General features: G+C 52.1%; 18 protein-coding genes. 2 read left to right on the forward strand and 16 right to left on the reverse strand.

Annotated features, from left to right (window positions below):
- Nucleotides 1–404: 404 nt before the first annotated feature.
- The 4 genes from AB1656_12555 to AB1656_12570 all read right to left on the reverse strand — a co-directional run bounded on the left by AB1656_12555 (nucleotide 405) and on the right by AB1656_12570 (nucleotide 5,342).
- On the reverse strand, nucleotides 405–1,784 hold the full coding sequence (locus AB1656_12555) for an IMP cyclohydrolase (GenBank protein ID MEW6236208.1): 1,380 nt from the start codon (nucleotides 1,782–1,784) through the stop codon (nucleotides 405–407).
- A gap of 60 nt (nucleotides 1,785–1,844) precedes the next feature.
- Nucleotides 1,845–2,051, reverse strand: coding sequence for a type II toxin-antitoxin system HicA family toxin (locus tag AB1656_12560; GenBank protein ID MEW6236209.1), 207 nt, complete (start codon nucleotides 2,049–2,051; stop codon nucleotides 1,845–1,847).
- A complete protein-coding gene (locus AB1656_12565) occupies nucleotides 2,048–2,251 on the reverse strand; it encodes a type II toxin-antitoxin system HicB family antitoxin (protein ID MEW6236210.1) in 204 nt (67 codons plus the stop codon). Before AB1656_12565 ends, AB1656_12560 begins: the two co-directional genes overlap by 4 nt.
- 322 nt (nucleotides 2,252–2,573) lie before the next feature.
- On the reverse strand, nucleotides 2,574–5,342 hold the full coding sequence (locus AB1656_12570) for an AsmA family protein (protein MEW6236211.1): 2,769 nt from the start codon (nucleotides 5,340–5,342) through the stop codon (nucleotides 2,574–2,576).
- A 304-nt stretch (nucleotides 5,343–5,646) separates the two neighbouring features.
- On the opposite strand from AB1656_12570, the gene AB1656_12575 reads away from it, so the two are divergent.
- Entirely contained in the window at nucleotides 5,647–7,212 is a 1,566-nt protein-coding gene (locus tag AB1656_12575; GenBank protein MEW6236212.1) for a glycoside hydrolase family 172 protein, read from the forward strand.
- Nucleotides 7,213–7,775: 563 nt separating this feature from the next.
- Here the strand turns inward: AB1656_12575 and arsB are convergent.
- The 12 genes from arsB to AB1656_12635 form a co-directional block, all read right to left on the reverse strand.
- Nucleotides 7,776–8,837, reverse strand: a complete 1,062-nt coding sequence (gene arsB, locus AB1656_12580; GenBank protein ID MEW6236213.1) for an ACR3 family arsenite efflux transporter — start codon at nucleotides 8,835–8,837, stop codon at nucleotides 7,776–7,778.
- Nucleotides 8,838–8,902: 65 nt separating this feature from the next.
- Nucleotides 8,903–9,766, reverse strand: coding sequence for an arsenite methyltransferase (arsM, locus tag AB1656_12585; GenBank protein ID MEW6236214.1), 864 nt, complete (start codon nucleotides 9,764–9,766; stop codon nucleotides 8,903–8,905).
- Nucleotides 9,767–10,062: 296 nt separating this feature from the next.
- A complete protein-coding gene (locus AB1656_12590; GenBank protein MEW6236215.1) occupies nucleotides 10,063–11,349 on the reverse strand; it encodes a cyclopropane-fatty-acyl-phospholipid synthase family protein in 1,287 nt (428 codons plus the stop codon).
- A 110-nt stretch (nucleotides 11,350–11,459) separates the two neighbouring features.
- Nucleotides 11,460–11,870: a metalloregulator ArsR/SmtB family transcription factor gene (locus AB1656_12595; GenBank protein ID MEW6236216.1), complete on the reverse strand. Its 411-nt coding sequence runs from the start codon at nucleotides 11,868–11,870 to the stop codon at nucleotides 11,460–11,462.
- 31 nt (nucleotides 11,871–11,901) lie between these two features.
- Nucleotides 11,902–12,606, reverse strand: coding sequence for an aromatic aminobenezylarsenical efflux permease ArsG family transporter (locus AB1656_12600; GenBank protein ID MEW6236217.1), 705 nt, complete (start codon nucleotides 12,604–12,606; stop codon nucleotides 11,902–11,904).
- A complete protein-coding gene (locus tag AB1656_12605; protein ID MEW6236218.1) occupies nucleotides 12,599–13,093 on the reverse strand; it encodes a nitrophenyl compound nitroreductase subunit ArsF family protein in 495 nt (164 codons plus the stop codon). The genes AB1656_12600 and AB1656_12605 overlap by 8 nt, the downstream gene beginning before the upstream one ends.
- A 13-nt stretch (nucleotides 13,094–13,106) precedes the next feature.
- The gene (locus AB1656_12610; protein ID MEW6236219.1) at nucleotides 13,107–13,484 is read right to left on the reverse strand and encodes a putative zinc-binding protein; all 378 of its coding nucleotides are present in this window, start codon (nucleotides 13,482–13,484) and stop codon (nucleotides 13,107–13,109) included.
- A gap of 53 nt (nucleotides 13,485–13,537) precedes the next feature.
- Complete coding sequence (locus AB1656_12615) at nucleotides 13,538–13,771, reverse strand: thioredoxin family protein (protein MEW6236220.1); 234 nt, start codon at nucleotides 13,769–13,771, stop codon at nucleotides 13,538–13,540.
- A complete protein-coding gene (gene tsaA, locus AB1656_12620; protein MEW6236221.1) occupies nucleotides 13,768–14,274 on the reverse strand; it encodes a tRNA (N6-threonylcarbamoyladenosine(37)-N6)-methyltransferase TrmO in 507 nt (168 codons plus the stop codon). Before tsaA ends, AB1656_12615 begins: the two co-directional genes overlap by 4 nt.
- A 14-nt stretch (nucleotides 14,275–14,288) precedes the next feature.
- The gene (locus AB1656_12625; protein MEW6236222.1) at nucleotides 14,289–15,590 is read right to left on the reverse strand and encodes a permease; all 1,302 of its coding nucleotides are present in this window, start codon (nucleotides 15,588–15,590) and stop codon (nucleotides 14,289–14,291) included.
- 49 nt (nucleotides 15,591–15,639) lie between these two features.
- Nucleotides 15,640–15,957 (reverse strand): metalloregulator ArsR/SmtB family transcription factor, encoded by a 318-nt coding sequence (locus AB1656_12630; GenBank protein ID MEW6236223.1) that lies wholly within the window; start codon nucleotides 15,955–15,957, stop codon nucleotides 15,640–15,642.
- 166 nt (nucleotides 15,958–16,123) lie between these two features.
- Entirely contained in the window at nucleotides 16,124–17,443 is a 1,320-nt protein-coding gene (locus tag AB1656_12635; GenBank protein ID MEW6236224.1) for a replication-associated recombination protein A, read from the reverse strand.
- A 143-nt stretch (nucleotides 17,444–17,586) separates the two neighbouring features.
- Here AB1656_12635 and AB1656_12640 point away from each other — a divergent pair, with 143 nt between their 5' ends.
- The gene (locus AB1656_12640) at nucleotides 17,587–18,183 is read left to right on the forward strand and encodes a YIP1 family protein (protein MEW6236225.1); all 597 of its coding nucleotides are present in this window, start codon (nucleotides 17,587–17,589) and stop codon (nucleotides 18,181–18,183) included.
- Nucleotides 18,184–18,252: the final 69 nt, after the last annotated feature.

Here is an 18,252-nt window from a genome sequence, read left to right on the forward strand (position 1 = left end):
ACATGAGTTATTAAGAGTAACAAGCATACCCCCGTTTTCCAAATTGAAAACGGGGGATGTATGAATTAGCGCTGAATATTCGGCTGGGGAATGCGCTGAGGAGCGCCATTTACTATCTCAAGGGCAAGAAACAGCCTTGCCCTTGCCACCCACTCTGGAATGATGAATGATGAATGATGAATGATGAATGATGAATGATGAGTGATGAGTGATGAATGATGAATGATGAAAAAGATTGTTGGATTAAATACGCGACCTATCCTATTTTTCCGATCTTTATTCAAAATCAAAAGGAATGTACAAGGTCAGAAAAAACTTTGCCTCATCGCCGTTGTAATTCAGGATATCTCAAGGGCAAGAAACAACCTTGCCCTTGCCACCCCGATATCCCGCCGCCCCGATTTTTAATGCTTGAAGCAACGCATTCCCGTGAAGACCATTGCCGCGCCCTTCTCGTTGCAAGCTTGAACGGCGTCGGCGTCGCGCAGCGAGCCGCCGGGCTGAACGATGGCGGATACTCCTTGGTCTAGCAGGGCGTCCACTCCGTCGCGGAAGGGGAAGAAGGCGTCGGATGCGGCTACGGCGCCTAAGAGGCCGCCTTTGGTTTCTTCCACCTCGTTTTCGATCTCGTCGAGGACGGCGCCGTTCATCACGCCGGTTTTCACCTCCAAGACCAGGGCGTCGAAATTCATGCCGTGATTTTGAATGGCGATAAGCGCCCGGCGGGAGTCGTAGGCTTTGTTGACGCATTGCTTGGCCATCATGACGCGATCCTGGCCGCCCGCGCCGATGGAGACGGTGGCCAGATTTTTGGCCGTAAGCACGGAGTTGGAAATTACGCCCGTTTCCACCATCCAGGCGAACCAGAGGTCTTTCATCTCCGCCGCAGACGGAGAACGCTCGACGGAGACGGTTTTATCGCTGCGAACCATCTTGCCGTCCTGCATTTCCCGGACGGGGAGGTTGTGCGGCGTTTCGACGTTGGCGGAAAAATCCTCGAAGGAACGAATGGGGACGTTGTTAGGGCCGACGGTAGGAACGTAGGACCATTGTTGGATCAGGGAGCCGTCGGAAAGGGTTTTCATATCCAAATAACGTTCGCCAAGAGAATCCTTAAGGCGGTCGATATTCTTGAGACGCACGATGCGCAGGTTTTTGCGCTGCTTCAGGATGTCCACGGCGCCTTTTTCGTATTCGGGAGCGCAGACGACTTCGTAGTATTGCGAAGCGATCGCTTCCGCCGTTTCGGCGTCGACGGCCCGGTTGAGGACGACAACGCCGCCGAAGGGCGCGATGGGATCGGCTTCCCAGGCTTTCGCGTAGGCTTCCGCCAGCGAGCCGCCCAAGGCGACGCCGCAGGGATTGTTATGTTTGATGATGACGACGCAAGGCTCCTCGTGGAAATATTTGAGGATGTTGAGGCCGCTGTCGATGTCGGTCAGGTTGGTTTTGCTGGGATGCTTGCCGAACTGGATAAGCGACTCTTCGTTCATCGAGCCGACCAATTCGCGGCCTTTGTGGATAAATTCGATGCCCGCAAGGATGATGTTGCCGTTGATGGGGCGATAGAGCGCCGCTTCCTGGCCGGGATTCTCGCCGTAGCGCAGCCCGCGCTCTTCCACGCCCCCTTCGCTAGGCAAAGACCAGGTAACTTTTTCGTAAAGGCAGACCTGAGCTTCGAAAGCCCGCAACGCATTAGGATGTTCGGGATCGTCAGCGAATCCCACGAAGTAGTATTTGGGAAAATGATCGTCAATGATCGTGTGGTATTGCTTAACGTTCACTAGTTTGCTCCTGGATTGGGTGGATTATTATATTTATTGCAATTTTCGAAAACGCTTAATTTATAAATTATCTTCCGTTATTCCCGCTTGTTTAAGCAAATGCAGCAACAAGCCTCGCTTTAAAGGCCGATTGGCATGAATGGGAACGGAAAGACGAATATCGCTTCCCTCTCTGCCATAGATATAATGGCTTCCATGTATGCGCAAGAGCCGCCAACCATGACGTTCAAGCGCCTGCGCCAGTTCTTTGCCGGAAATGCACTTCATATAGCAATTTCTACAACGCGCGAATGGTTATCGGCGGAAGGCGTTTTCAAATCTACCGAGAGGCATCCTTCGACGGCTTCATAAAGGTTAGCAAGAAGTTCTTCGAAGGTTTCGCCTTGCGTAGCGCAGCCTGGGATAGCGGGTACTTCCGCCCAATAACCGCCTTCCTCCGCTTCATGCACGATGACTTTGATTTTCATGGCGATTATTCCTTCCGCGTAGTTTTTTCTATTCGATTTGACATCAATACAATGTCGTTTACATTTCAAAATTTTGTTATTGGATCGGATGATAATTGTAAGTATTGATAGATGATTTTATTAGTATCGGATTATCATAATCTTTTTCTCGTTTTCAATTTTTCAATTTCACGAAGAAACCTATTGTTTAGCTATTTGATCGTCGCCTTATGAAAATCTTACCCATTTCATCTCCCTCGCCATAGGGAGACGGATAGCGAATCATAGCCTGACGTTCGATGTTTGGCGCATTCGCACCGCCGAAGAGATTATTGACGGATTTTCACTTTTTCGGCTTATTCAATACCCCCTGCAATAAATCGAAAGGATTAAACGGCGCGGTTTTGGCGGGCGTGGCGGCTTCGAGTTCGCCCGTGGCGGCGGCGGGGGAGGCTTTTTGTTTAAGATTGAACAGGGGCGCCAAATTGGGGAGGCCTTTTTTCTGCAATTGCTCCAGCCCTTTGCCCAGCAGAGCGTTTTGCAGGATCTGCGCCAGGCTGGCGTCGGGCGCCGGTTTGATGTTGGGAAAGGCGCCGCTCAACGCAAAGGGGATAGCGATGCGGTTCTTCTCGTCGGCGAGATAGCGGAATAAGCTCGCTTTTTGGATAAGGTTATCCGAAAAACCTTTGGATAAATTCAACACGCCGGTCGAATCGACTAGCCGGTCGAAATTCATCCATCCCCCTCCATTCACCGTCCAGTCCGTGGCGGAAATGACGAGATCGCTGAATTGGATTTTCCCATCGCTGACAGTGAAAATCGCTTGGAGCGCGTTGAAAAGCGTATTGCGCGAAGCGAATACGCTGGGGAATTTCGCTTGCAAATCGGGCGCGATGAAGTTGGTTAATCCGGGCATTCCCGTCATGCCTTTCAGTACGCCGTCGGCGATGTTCGCATCGAGAATAACGCCGTCGAGAATTTCGATTTCGCCGTTTCCTTTCAGGGTGGATTGAATCGCCTTCCATTCCGCTCCGTTTCCTTCCAAGCCCAGATTGAAATTCAAGCGGCCTTCCATGCTCTTGGGCAGGGAGGAACCGGCGCCGGTGAAATATTCTGCGATATTCAGTTTTTCCGCTTGCGCGCCGATTGCAAAGCGGGGCGGCGAAGCATTGAAATCGTATTCCGCTTTTCCCTTCAAGGCGCCGCTTAGCGTCTCGGCGGCGAGATTGCCTATCGTCAATACGCGCTTCGCTAAATTGAAATCTCCTTTCAAATTAGAGTAATCCATGCCGGAGAATCTGCCTTTGGGCGAGACGAGGTTTCCTTTCGCGGCGTATCCGCCCTTATCCGACCAGAAGCGCCCATCGCAAACTGCATCGTTGAGCATGTCCGGTTTGGCGGACGCTTCCGCGTTTTGCCGCAGATCGTCCAGATAGAATTCCGGCGCAGAGACGCGGAAGGTCAAGGCGGGCGGATTGATTTTTTCCGCCTGAGCGGAGAGGTTTACCGCCGATCGTCCGATGTTGAAGGAGCATTCTTTGACTTCCGCCTTATCTCCGTTGAGCAGAACTTGGGCGTTCAGGTTGGAGATGGGCTTGGTCAGAGAAGGAACTTTGGCTTGAACCTGCTTCAGCCCCAGCGTTCCTTGCAGCGAAAGCGCATCCCCTTTCCGCTTGATCTCCAATTGCGCAGCCAGGCTGCCCACCGGATCGTATTTGGCTAATAAGGGACTGATTCTTTTTATATTGTCCAGTTTGGCGGATGGCATTGAGAGGGAGAATTCCAGCGCGCCGTTTTTATCACGCGGAATTTTACCGGAACCGGTTATTTCGGTTTTATCGATCCGGAGGTTGGTTTTATCTATGGCGACTGGCGTTTCGGCGAGCCGGGCGTCGGCGATCCAGCGAAAGGCGGTTCCTTTGGGTTTACGATAATAATCGGCGTATGCCATTTCGCATTCGGTTCCATCGATCTCGCCATGAAACTTGAGATTGCCGGAATTGCCTTCAAAATGCGCCAAACCGCTCAAGGATCCCTCGGCCTTCCATTCCGCAGGCAACGATTTCGAAAGCAACGGCATTTTCAGCAATTTTCCCGCGTCGATGGAATCGAATTGCGCGTCGCCATTTATGTTAATATCTTTCACTGAAGTCAACTTTTCGATTTTCCCTTTAAATAAAAAATTGGGTTTGGCGGAGCCGAACAAACCCGATTGGAAATCGATCTCCGGCAAGGATATGTTCTTTTCGTACATTTGAAATTTGGCGTTGGCTTGCATAGAGCCGGAAAGTTCCAGCCCATCGGGCAGATAATCCATCAAAAAAGGCAAGGCGTTAACGATTTTGTCCATCGGTAGGGAATCGATTTTCAATCTTCCTTCGACGGGATAAACGCTAAATGCGGATTCGGCGCTTTTATCTTTGTTTCCTTCTCCTTGGACGTCCAGGTTTCGTTTATCGGATAGAATGGCGGCGGAAAGATGAAAATTGTAAGGCTGAAGAGTAGAAAAGAAATTGGTTACGGATAGATCGCATTGGCTGACGCGAAGTTCCTTTCCTCCTTGTTTATCGACGAAGCGCAACTCGCCGTTGCGAACCTGAAAATTCGACAACATCAGCCGTTCTGTACTCTTCGGCGCGGAGTCGACGGAAGCGGGTGAGGGAACGCCTCCGGTCTTCGACGCTTCTTCAGGCTTTCCCAAACTAGCGGCGTTCCATTGTCCTTTTTGATCTCGAACGATTTCGATAACGGGGTCTTGCAGAATGAACCGGCCGACGGCGATTTCTCGTTTGAACAATAACGGCCATAGTTGGAGATCGATGAGCACGCTAGGAGTTTTGATGAAATCCTTGACGGAAAATTTGGGATCGTCCGCCAAAGAGAAGTTCGTTAGCCGGACGCCGATGCCGCTCCACAACGTTACGTCGATTTTTTCGACGGAAGGTTTGCGCCCCAGCGCCTTTTCCGCCTGCGCTAAAAGAACCTCCTTGTTGGAATCGACCAATCTGCCAAGATTGAGAACAACGGCCGCTGCAGCTATAAGAAAAAGCAGGCAAAGAATTCCAATAGCGATCAGCGCTTTTCGGTTGAAGATTTTGGTGATGTCTATCATTTTCTTCTCCCTGTTCCATTGAGAACGAAATCGCCAATAATCCTTATCCATCATTGAAGATGGAGTTATTTTGCTTATCGTATTGAATCACGAAATTAAAAATAAAAACACGAAAAAAAGGGAAAAAATATTGGCGAAAGGAATCGCGTTAAGAGATGGATTTTTCCATAGAAATTCCAAATCCCGTTTTTACAATGAACGGTAAACAATCTTCCGGCTGATTTGTTATTGACTTCCCTTTATTTTTCATAATACCATAACGTCGAATTGCGGCGGCGTTACAACGGACTTTTGGAGGAAATTTATGCGAAGAAAATTATATCTATCCATTATATTCGTTTTATTGGCGGCTTTTCGCCAGGGCGCGTCTCAAGACCTTTCGGGTTTGGAGCAAATCAAGCCGGGGCATTCGCGCGCCGTCACTTCCGCCGATCCCGATCCCAATAGCAATGCAGATAGAATCCGATACGTAAAATCCGGTGAGACGGCGGTACTGGCGGATATCAAGGGACCGGCGGTCATCCGCCACATCTGGCTGACGTTCAACGAGGCGCGTCCTAACTGGCTGGAAGCGGAAGGCTCGGCGCGTCCGGATGAGATCGTAATTCGGATGTACTGGGACGATAACACGGAACCCGCCGTTGAGGCGCCCCTCGGCGATTTCTTCGGCGCGGGATTCGGCCTGCGCCGGGAAATCGTTTCGGCGCCGGTGCAGGTGGAGAGCGGCGATGGGTACAACTGCTATTGGCCTATGCCTTTTCACAAGCGCGGGCTGATTACGATAACGAACGAAGGCGTAAAAAACGTACGCAGTTTCTACTACCATATCGATTATACGCAGGATGAGAGCCTCTCGGAGAAGACGGGATATTTTTGCGCGCAATACCGGAATGAATTTCCGGAGAAAACGGGGGGCGATTACTTGATTCTCGATGCGGAAGGGGAAGGCCAATATGTCGGTACGGTGATGTCCGTCCGCTCGCGCAGCCCCTTTTGGTTCGGCGAAGGCGATGCGAAATTTTACGTCGATGGCGAGAAGAAGCCTACGATTCAGGGGACGGGGACGGAAGATTATTTCTTGATGGCGTGGGGGTTGAACGAGAGACTGTTTCCCTATTTCGGCTGCACGTACATGAGCACGGATTTTGAAGATTTGGGCGTGGAGTATTGCCTTTATCGCTGGCATATCCTCGATCCCGTGCGCTTTACGAAATCGCTGCGGTTTGAAATCGAGCATACGGGATGGATCACCGCCGACGAAACGGAGAGCGGGAAAATCGAAGGCCATGTGGAGCGGGAGGACGATATGGCCACGGTAGCTTTCTGGTATCAAATCGGCCAGCCGAAGCGCTTCGCCAAACTGCCGCCGCTGGCGGAGCGGATATTGCCCAATCTCGACATCGTCATCGAAGGCAAGATATTGCAACCGACCGTTCGGCATTCACCCGGCATTCTCGAACTGCAGAAGGGATACGACTGGACCGGCGACGGCCAGATTTTCTTCATGCCAGCGAGCAGCAAGCCATATCTGGAGGCGGATTTCCAGGTCGATAAGGAAGAATATCGCGGCTTGATTTTGCGTTTTACCTACGCGAACGACTATGGGATATACCGGATTTTTCTGGACGGCAAAAACATCAGTCAGCCGGAAGATTATATGGCCGGTCACAAACTGAAAGATTACGATTTCTACTCCAAGGAATTGAAAGTGAAGGATATTTATCTCGGCAGTTTCGCGCTCACGGCGGGAAAACATACGCTGAGGCTCGAATGCGTCGGCCAGAATCCGCTTGCGAACGGGAACTATGCCGGCCTCGATTCCGTAAGGCTTCGAGAACGATGGAATACGAAACGAAAAGCTTTGCAGTGATTTGGATTCACATAATAAATAGTGGATTTTATGTGTATTCCATTATTCCATGTTGAGGGAATGGGATGGCCGTTCATGATGGATTAATACAAGTCTTATTAAGAATGCGACCTAAAATTCCCTTGCCCTTTGGGCTGATCTTTACCTAGAAGTTATTGTTAGTCCGAATCAAGATGGCCAGGATGAAAGGATGACCAGGATGGCTCGATGGCGTTTATTGGATTGAATCGCGAAAACGCGAAAGAAAAAGAAGGACACGAAAAAAGAAAAGAAAAACGGTTAGCGAAAGGAATAGCATTGCGAACGGAATTTTCTGAGATAGGCAATAGAATCCGAGATATCCGTAATTCGAATATTTCGTGGAATTCGAGTTATTTCGTAGTTTCGCAATTCAAAAACGCTGCAGAAATAAAGTCCATGCGCAGTTCTGGGACGGTTTTTCCAAATTGCAGGCGGGACGCCTGCACTCCCAGGTTGCGTAACATGAGTTACTTACTCCATCCAGAATGGTTCGATGCGCTTCCCTGCGGGCTGAATAGAGGCGATGTCATTGCAAAATCGAATTACGCCTCCACGAGAAGGGCGTATCTCTCGCGGGCGGCGTTGCAGATGTTGCAGATAGAGAGCATGACGGGGACTTCCACCAACACTCCGACAACGGTCGCCAAAGCGGCGCCGGAATCGGCGCCGTAAAGCGCGATGGCCGTCGCCACCGCCAATTCGAAAAAGTTGCTGGCGCCGATCAAAGCGCCGGGACTCGCCACGTTATGAGGGACTTTAAAGCGCCCCATCAATAGAAACGTCAAAGAAGCGTTGAAATAGACTTGAATCGCAATGGGAATCGCGATGAGAATCACGTGGAACCAACGCAGCGCGATATTCTCGGATTGGAAAGAAAAGATGCAAACCAGCGTGAGCAGAAGCGCAACGATCGTTACGGGGTGGAAGAAGGGAACGAATGTATTGTCAAACCATTCCCGCCCTTTGGATTTAATGAGAAGCAGGCGGGATATAAATCCTGCTAACAAGGGAATGACGATGAACAGGATGACTGCGTAGAAGAGAACGTCATACGGAACTTCAAGATTGGATGCGCCGGTAACCAGGAATTTCACGATGGGCGCGAAGGCGAACAACATGATGAGGTCGTTGACCGATACTTGAACCAGCGTATAGGCCGGATCGCCGTCGGTGAGATAACTCCATACGAATACCATCGCCGTGCAGGGAGCGGCCGCCAGGATGATGACTCCCGCGATATATTGATCGGCCAATTCGCAGCCAATCCACGGAAGAAACAACCAATTGAAAAACAGCCACCCTAACAAAGCCATGGAAAACGGTTTGACTAGCCAATTGTCGAAAAGGGTGATGAGGAGGCCTTTGGGTTTTTTCCCGACGTTCAAGATCGACGAGAAGTCCACTTTGACCATCATGGGGTAAATCATCAACCAGATCAGCACGGCGATAGGGATATTGATATGGCTGCCGGAACCAAACTCCGATTCTCGCAGAAATTCGGTGAAATGGGGAAATATCCGCCCGATGAATACTCCCAGGATCATGCAAATCGCTACCCATAAAGTCAGATAACGCTCGAAGATATTCAATCGTTTTTTGCTCATCGAAAACCTCTTGGAATAAGCGATTAAGTTCTATAACGCTTAGAAAGAAAGCGGTGGGCGGCGGCTTACGACATCGGCTTACGGGCGGATATCGCCATGCTGGCGGCGTAATCGCCGAGTTTGGCGCCGGGAGGAAGCGCCTCTTTGATTTTCTTATAGAGCGGGTCTTGGATTTCCTTCATGGAATCGATATAGGACTCTCGTTTTTCCATGCGGATGTCCGTCAGATTCGCTTGCGCCATCATGCGCCGCGTCTCATCGGCCAGGACGGCTCCGGCGACGCAGCCGACCAAGGCTTCCACCATTTCGGAGATTATCGGCGGCAACGGCTGCAACAAAGCGATGTCGGAGACGGCGGCGCGTCCACCCGGCTTCAAGACGCGGTATATTTCTCGCCAGACTTGGGGCTTGTCCGGTGAGAGGTTAATGACGCAATTGGAGATCAAGACATCGACGCTGTTGTCGGCGAGGGGAAGATGTTCGATCTCGCCCAGGCGGAATTCCACGTTGGACAGACCGGTTTGCTGGGTATAAGCCGCAATATTCTTGCGGGCTTTGGAAAGCATTTCGGGGGTCATATCCACGCCGATGGCGCATCCAGATGCGCCGACTTTGCGGCCGGCGATGAAGATGTCGAAGCCGCCGCCGCTGCCGAGATCGACGACGGTTTCGCCAGGTTGGAGCGAAGCCAGGGCTACGGGATTGCCGCAGGAGAGGCCCATATTAGCCCCTTCGGGCAAGCCCGCCAGATCGTCTGTGGAATAGCCGATGGTTTGCGCCAGTTGGCTGGCGGCGTCTCCCGAGTCCGCGCTGCAGCAGGAGGAGGGGCCGCAGCAGGAGGCGCCGGGGCTTATGGCGATGCGGCCGTAGCCTTCGCGCACTTTTTGGCGGATAGATTCTTGGTCTTGGAGATTAGTCGTTTGATTCATAGTAAAAATTCCTTTTGGAAAAATAATGGTGAATGATGAATGATGAGCCAGTCTGCCGAGAAAAAACTATCGACGATTTCAAGCAGAAAAAACCTTGCCTTTACGCCCCGCCGTTAAAACGGCGGGCTATTATCGTTTGCCCCTTTAAAGGGGCATTATAAAATAGCCCAGTCGCGTAGGATGGGTCGCGTTTTTTGACCCATCACTATTCCATAGAGGAGCAATTGATGGGTCAAACGACGCGACCCTTCCTACGATTTGATACTTGTCACCTTGTCCCCATTCATCATTAGTTTCTACCTATACCAGTCTTTGCGCGTTAAGGGTTGCTCGCTGCGGCCTTCCGCATCGCGGCGGACGAGCAGCGATTGATAGAGGTTCAGGCGCCCGACTTTGAAACGGTAGGCGGAGCCGGACATATACAGCCGCCAAACGCGATAGGTCGGCTCATCGACGTATAGCAGCGCTTGCTCATGGCGTTCTTCCAAACGCCGCACCCAATGGCGCAAAGTGAGGATGTAATGTTCGCGCAGGTTTTCTACATCGCGAACCTCGAATCCAGCCGCTTCCGCCTCGGCCAGCGTTGTAGAGATGGGCGTCAGTTCGCCGTCGGGAAAAACGTAAGCGCCGGTGAAGGAATCGCTATTTTCATTGCTTTCGCCGCAGCAATTGGCAATCCCATGATTCAAAAAAACTCCTCCCGGTTTGAGCAACTCATAGGCTTTGGCGAAATAAACCGGCAGTAATTTTTCGCCCACATGTTCGAACATCCCTACGCTGACCAATGCGTCGTAGGCGCCTGGATCGGACAACTCGCGGTAGTCGCGCAGGAGCGCGCAGCAGCGATTGGCAAGGCTGGCCCCGGCTATGCGTTGATTGGCGAGTTCAACCTGGGGCTGGCTGAGGGTGATACCCGTCGCGTCCACGCCATAATGGCGAGCGGCATGCAAAATCAGCGCGCCCCAACCGCAGCCGATATCAAGCAGGCGCTGTCCCGGCTGCAAGCGGAGTTTGCGGCATAAGTAATCCAGTTTGTCTTCCTGAGCCTGATCCAAGGAAACATCCGGATTTTGGAAATAGGCGCAGGAATAGGACATGGAGCGGTCCAGCCATAGGGCGTAGAAATCGTTGGATACGTCATAATGGTAAGTCACCGCCTCCCGATCCCGCTGGATGGAATGAAGTTTTCCTTTCAACTTAGCTGGTCCCCGATGGGCGTATCGGCGCTCTGGACCGGCGGGAAGTTGCAGCAATATCCCGGCGGCGCGCCATTTCTTCCCAAAACTTCTGGACCGGTTCGTTAGTAAGTTGGAGAGACTAAAGACATCTTCCGCATTTCCTTCAATATCGAAATCGTCGAACAAATACGCTTCGGCCAATCCCACTTCGCCGCCGGAAAGCAACATGCTGCGCAGCGAACCCGGATGATTGAGAACCATCGTCGCCTTGCGGGGAGCATCGTCTGGGAAGCAGGTTCCGTTCCACAAGCGAAAACCGACGTCGCGCGTAATCTTTTCGTCAACCATTTCGCGAAGCAAAGACAAGGTCAGTTCCGCCTCCTTGGCGCTGGCGTTCGTATTCATGATTCATCTCCTCCCGATGGTCATGATCCAAAACGTTAAGGCTTCTTACTAAACTATAACACTTGGAACCGCCTTGGGCATGGGAGTTTTCCTATCATGAGAACGAATTTTCAGCATGGATTTTTTTTACAAAGGTCTTCCGGTTTCATCTTCAATATTTGCTTCAGTTTTTTGCGGTCGCAGCATAATTGTTCGTCTTTATTCAGTTTCGGCAGGGCCATATCTTTTTCCAGGACGGCGAGCGCCGATTGGAGGATTTGGCGAAATTCCGGCGACGAAAGGCCGCTGGAAAGGCGGTAATGCACCCAGCGCCCGCGCTTTACGCTATCCACCCATCCCGCATGTTTGAGAATCGACATGTGTTTGGAGACGGTGGAGGGCGCCAGAGCGAGCAGCTCGACGATTTGGCAGACGCACAATTCCCCGTCTCGGAGCGCCAATAGCGCCCGGAGGCGATGCTCGTCGCCCAGGGCTTTGCAGACGGCCACGAGCCGTTGGAGTACATTTTTATATTTCGCCATATAACGAATTATAGAAGACGAAGCCATCTTGTCAAGCGGGAAATGGAATTGCGATTCCGAAAATATGAATTATGCAATAATACATTCCCGCTAAAATAAAAATGGTTCCCGTAACCATCCGCGCCCACCATTCGAATTGGGCAATGCGTTGATAAGCCCGGCCGAGAGAAAACGCGCCCAGCGCAATAATAAAAGCGAAAGCCGCAACCGGAAGCGCCGTTCCTGCGCCGTAAAGGGCGGGCGCGGCGAATCCCGATCGCATCTTGACGGCCAGGGGAATCAAACCTCCGAAGAACAACGCCGCCGAAACCGGGCAGAAGGCTAAAGCGAAGATCATACCCAATAGCCCCGCGCCCCAAAGGCCGCCGGAATCAGCTCGTTTTTGCGCCCATTGGCTCATCCGTCCATTGCCCAAATTCATACTCAACAGTTCAAGGAGGAACATGCCGGTCAGAATGAGCAGGGGTCCCAAAATTTTGTTCATATATTTTTGCAGGAAAAACGAGAGTTGCGGGATGGAAAGAAAACTGGACGCAATCAACGCGCCGAGAACCACATACGTTGTCATCCGGCCCAGCGTATAGAAGACGCCTGTCCCCAATACCCACAGCGGACGATCCATCTTGCGGCCAATATAGGACATAGCGGCGATGTTGGACGCCAAGGGGCATGGGCTGATCGAAGTCAAGATGCCCAGCCATAAGGCCGAAGCGGCGCCGAATAACCACTCAGCCATTGTCTTCTCCAAGAAATGTTTTAGCTTCCTTCTGGATATAGGCGATAAAGGCTTCCTTTTCGCCGGACAGACTCCAAATGTCATCCAGGTTTTTCCATTTCGTCTCTTTTCCGTCAACAATATCCGATAAAATAACGGACTTCGTCGCCAGCTGATAATCTTCTATAAAATGTTCGTTGCCGGGTTCTTCGACGTTGACGACTTTCCAAACCAGACGGCCAGCGTCAAGCGCGCCGGGAAAGCCGGTTTTAAGGGCTTCGTCCGCATAGGCTTCCATGTTCATGCAGGTTGTGCAGCGGGCGTTGCCGTGGAAGTAATAGGCGACGAGTTGGCGGCCTTCGCTGGCGGCAGGCTGCGATGAATCCGCCGCTTGTTTCTCAGCGGGCATCGTCGCAGGAGCGGATTTCATTTCGGAATAGAACATGGCGGCGACGCTTCCGACGACGAAAAGCAATAAAACGAATGTAACGATCCGCTTTGCATTCATGGGACGGCTCCTTTCAAGCCAATATAGTCAAACGCGCTTTGTTTAAGGCGGCTTCTATTCGTTCTTCCGTTAGGGGCGATTCTTTTTTCTTCATGCCAATCATTTCCAACTGAAGATGTTTTATCTTCGTAAATCCCGCTTTTTCCATAATGATTTTGGCGCAATCTTTGGGACAGCCGTCGATGACGAGAAGGCGTTCGGCGTTGCTCGTCATGTCCAGAATTTCAGGGATTTCCGCCGCAATGGCGGCGGCGCAGCACATGGAAGCTATTTTTTCCTGAGACAACCTGCGGGCGGTCTGATCCGCAATCGCGCCCACATCGGCGGCGCCGGAACAGGAAAAGACCATGTTGTATTTCATAGGTCCGCAAGAGCAATTGGGGGAACTCATGATGGATATCTCCTTTTATAAATGGATTGGCGGCCATAGGGGCGCCGCTGCGATTACGAAAAGAATTTCTTGATTTCATCGGCGGATAGCATCTTTCCCGCCGAGACGACTTTTCCGTTCAGCGCCAGGGCGGGGGTAGTCATCACGCCGAAGGAAACGATATCGTTGATGTCTTGCACTTTCTCGATGGCGTACTCGATTCCCGCCTCTTGGGCGGCGCGTTCGGCGTTGGCCATTAGGGTTTTGCATTTGGGGCAGCCAGTTCCCAGGATTTGAATTTTTTTCATGATGGATTTTCCTTTCTTGGTTCGAATCGGCGATCCGCCGCGATGGGATTCGATGGATCGATCTTCACCGCATCCATCCAACCGCAGCGCTCCGTCGGAAATGCGTCAAAACGGGGATTGTAGGGCTTGATATCCAGCAGCGGCGTTCGATCCAAAATATCCACATCGCTTATATGAAGAACGCCGCCTTCGACGGTGAGAAGCCGCACGCAGGAGAGTCCGATAGGATTGGGGCGGCTGGGCGCGCGCGTGGAGAAAAGGCCGCGAGGTTGTTCGTCCATGAATGGTTTGACTAAGAGGTTCGCAGGCGCAGCGCGATCGAACCAGTACAGCAGCCATAGGCGGTCGAATCCCTCCAAATCTTTCAATCCTTCCGTATATTCGGGATACAGTTCGATCCGTCCCGGCGAACCAGCGGCCATGCAGGATTGAATGGGCGTTCCAGCAGCTTGCTGGAAAGAAGAACGAATTACGCCGATAGGTTCGAGTATTATTGGTTTCATTTTCATTCTCTCTTTCAATGGATTATCCAGCCCCAGAACAAGCCGCTGACCGTCGCCATGACTACGACGAGAGAAACATAAAAAATAGTTTTCTTGGTTCCGATGACGCTGCGAATCACCAACATGCTGGGCAAACTGAGTGCGGGTCCCGCCAATAAGAGCGCCAGGGCTGGGCCTTGGCCCATGCCGCTGCCGATCAGTCCTTGCAGAATGGGGATTTCCGTTAGTGTGGCGAAATACATGAAGGCGCCGAAGACGGAAGCGAAGAGGTTAGAAAAAAGCGAATTGCCTCCTACCGCCGAGCTAACCCATTTTGAAGGAATAATTCCTTCCTGTCCGGGGCGGCCAAGCAGAAAGCCCGCCGCCAATACGCCTAAGAACAACAGCGGCAGAATCTGTTTGGCGAATCCCCACGAACTGGCGAACCAATCGCCTAGCTCATCATGGCGGGAAGCGATCAAAATCGACAAGCCAAGAAATCCAGCGGCGAAGGATGCCGCTGGAATATGAGGCAAAAGAAAGGCAAGCATGGCGGCGGGAGCGCTGGCGAATAGAACATTCCACCATTTTACACGAAACCAGAAAACGAGCATAACGGCCAAGCAGACCGAGAACAAACCGGTTAGCGGCCACTTGACGGAGTAAATCCAAAACCAAATCCCCGCCGAACTCTCCGGCTTAGCCCAGTTGGCGAAGACGAGAATCGCCGCCAGCGCGGCGAAGTAGAAAGCGTTTTGCCAAAGAGGGCGTGAGGGATCTGTTTCGGGTAAATCCGCCGCCGCATTCGCTTTGGCGATTTCTTCTTTGCGAAAAATGAAGTGCATGGCCAGGCCGACGACCACGCTGAATACGATCGCGCCCACTGCCCGCGCCAGTCCCATGTCAAATCCAAGAACCGCCGCCGTCAGGACGATGGCCAAAACATTGATGGCGGGGCCGGAATAGAGAAACGCCGTGGCGGGACCGAGTCCGGCGCCCATGCGGTAGATGCCCGCGAACAACGGCAAGACGGTGCATGAACAGACGGCGAGAATAGTTCCCGAAATAGAGGCGACGCCATAAGCGAGAACTTTCGGGGCTTTGGGGCCGAGATATTTCATAACGGCATTTTGACGGACGAAGACGGAGATGGCTCCGGCAATGAAGAAAGCTGGAACCAAGCATAATAGAACATGCTCCCGGGCGTACCACTTTACAAGATGCAACGACTCCAGCAGCGCGTTTAGAAAACGGCTATTATTTACCGGCAGATAATAGCAGCCGAGAAAAACGGCAGCGATGAGAGATAATTTTTTGCTTTCCGATTTCCAATTCATGGTGTTTTTGCCTAATTGTCCAAATAGCCAATGACTTGATAAAAAAAATTCAAACGAATTTCTTCTCCGACTGATGGGATTCTTGAAGGACGCTTTCCACGCAGTTGAAGAAATTCGTTATGCAATGCGTTCGCAGGCGATAGAAAACCTGGTTGCCCCGTTTGTCGTCCTGAATGACTCCCGCATTGCGCAAGATAGACAGATGCTTGGATACAGTGGAAATGTCCGAGCCGATCAACTCCGTCAGTTCGCAGACGCAACGCTCGCCGTCTTTCAGCGTCTCCACGATGAAAAGCCGCGCCGGGTGGGCTAAGGCTTTAATGATCCGGCAACGGGCTTCAAGCCGGCGTTTGGTTTTTTCTTCCATAATTTCACTTCCTATTTGGCATTTTAGCCAAATTGCCAATTAAAAGCAAGTGGCGAGTGAAAAGTGATGAGTGACGTTGATTGAATCCCATACCTAACCAGTCGCGCAGGGTAGGCTAAAAGCGAAGCGCAGCCCGCCAGAGGCGACTGAAGAGAGACTCCTTATTCTATCCCTTCCCCTCTTTCCGCAGTTTTTCCGCCAACTCGCTCCATAATTTCATTCGTTCCTGGATTTGTTTTTCACGCCCCCGGTCGGTGGGTTCGTAAAACGTCATACCCCGCAATTCGTCCGGCAGATGCTCTTGCGCCGTGAAGGCCTCTTCATAGTCGTGCGCGTATTGGTAGCCTTTGCCGTAGCCGAGATTCTTCATCAAGCGCGTGGGCGCGTTGCGGATATGCAAAGGAACGGGCAGGTAGCCGTATTGCTTCACCGCCTCCACCGCTTTGCCGTAGGCTTTGTAGATGGCGTTGCTCTTGGGCGCCGTCGCCATATAAACCGCCGCTTCCGCCAGCGCCAATTCCCCCTCCGGCGATCCCAGAAAATGATAGGCGTCCCGCGCGGCGATGGCCAACAGCAGCGCGTTGGGATCGGCCAGCCCTACATCTTCCGCCGCGAAGCGGATGATGCGCCGCGCCGCGTAGAGCGGGTCTTCCCCCGCTTCCAGCATCCGCGCCAGCCAGTAGAGCGTCCCCTGCGGGTCGCTGTCCCTCATGCTTTTGTGCAGCGCCGAGATGATGTTGTAATGCTCCTCGCCGGATTTGTCGTAGAGAATGCGCTTCTCTTGTATGGCGCGGGCGGCGTCTTCCCGCGTCAGCCGGATTTCGCTTCCCTCCGCCGCCAAAAACTCGACGACCTGCTCCAGAGTATTCAACGCCACCCGCGCGTCGCCGTGGGAAACGGACGCTATCGCTTCCAGCGCGTCCGCATTATATTGGATATCACTCCCTTCGTTTTGCAAAAACTCCACCCCACGCCGCAGGATGTTCATCTGATGTTCCAACGTCAACGGCTTCAGTGTAAACACCGTCAAGCGCGACAAAAGCGCCCCATTGACCTCGAAGGAGGGATTTTCCGTCGTGGCCCCGATCAACGTAACCAATCCCGATTCCACGTGCGGCAGCAAGGCGTCCTGCTGAGACTTGTTCCAACGGTGGATTTCGTCGATGAAGAGGATGGTTTTGCGGTTCTTCTTCTCGCGCAACTCCTGCGCCTGTACGACGATCTTGCGCAAATCCTTGATGCCGCTCTCCGTGGCGGATAGAGTCAAAAACGCCGCCCGCGTCAATCGCGCTAGCAGCCGCGCCAACGTTGTCTTGCCGCTGCCCGGCGGCCCCCATAAAATCATGGATGGCGCCCGATCCCGCTCGATGGCCTTGCGCAGCGGTTTATCCTCTCCCACAATCTCTTCTTGACCGAAGAACTCTTCCAACCGCGCTGGACGGCAACGCTCCGCCAGCGTTGCGCCGGGAGATGGCGGCGATTCCATTTCTTCTTCGGGAAAAAGGGAGTCTTGTTCTTTTTCGTTATTCATGGCAAGGTGAGCCTGGATAGAATGGGCGCTGCATACATCCATCTTACTCGCAACCAAGGGAAGGAAAAGATTTCCGGCGCTGTTGGAAATTGGAACCGATGAGCGATCTCGACCGTCTGCGCAATGCTTCCTATCAATTCATCCAACGTTATGTGGACGATATTTACGGCGTCGTCTCCTCTCCCCGCCATTTCTTTCGGCTTGATAAGGAAAAAACCGGATTTATAGAGCCGTCGGCCTTCGCCGCCTTTAATATTTTGATTCCCAAATTGTTTTACGCGCTGCTTTTGGCCCCGCTGACGCTGGGCTTCTCGCTTTTGACGGTGCTGCCCACCGTTCTTTACGGCTGCTGCACTCTTTTCGTCGCCGCCATCGTCATTTATGGCTTATTGCGCTACGCCGGGGGTAAAGAGAATTTCGAAACCGCCTATCGCAACGTCGCCTACTCCAGCGTCGCCTACTACGCTTGGCTCATTCCCGTGCCTTTCCTCAATTTGATCCTCTTTACCGCCTCTTATTGCGTCCTGCTTTATTTCGCCTTTCGCGAAGTTCACGAACTGGAACCCCAGCGCGCCATTTTCATACTCATCCTTCCCGCCTTCCTGATCCTTCTGATGGGCGCCATACTTTCTATAATAACGTTATGGGTTTTGATCGGCGGCGCCTGGACCTTGTTCCATTATTTCTACGCCTGATCCTAGCCGCATTCGATTCATAAACGATCTATGCAAAAACCAATTCCCGCCGGAAGAGTCAAGGATAAA

It is taken from the genome of Candidatus Omnitrophota bacterium (assembly GCA_040755155.1).
Taxonomy (GTDB): domain Bacteria; phylum Hinthialibacterota; class Hinthialibacteria; order Hinthialibacterales; family Hinthialibacteraceae; genus JBFMBP01.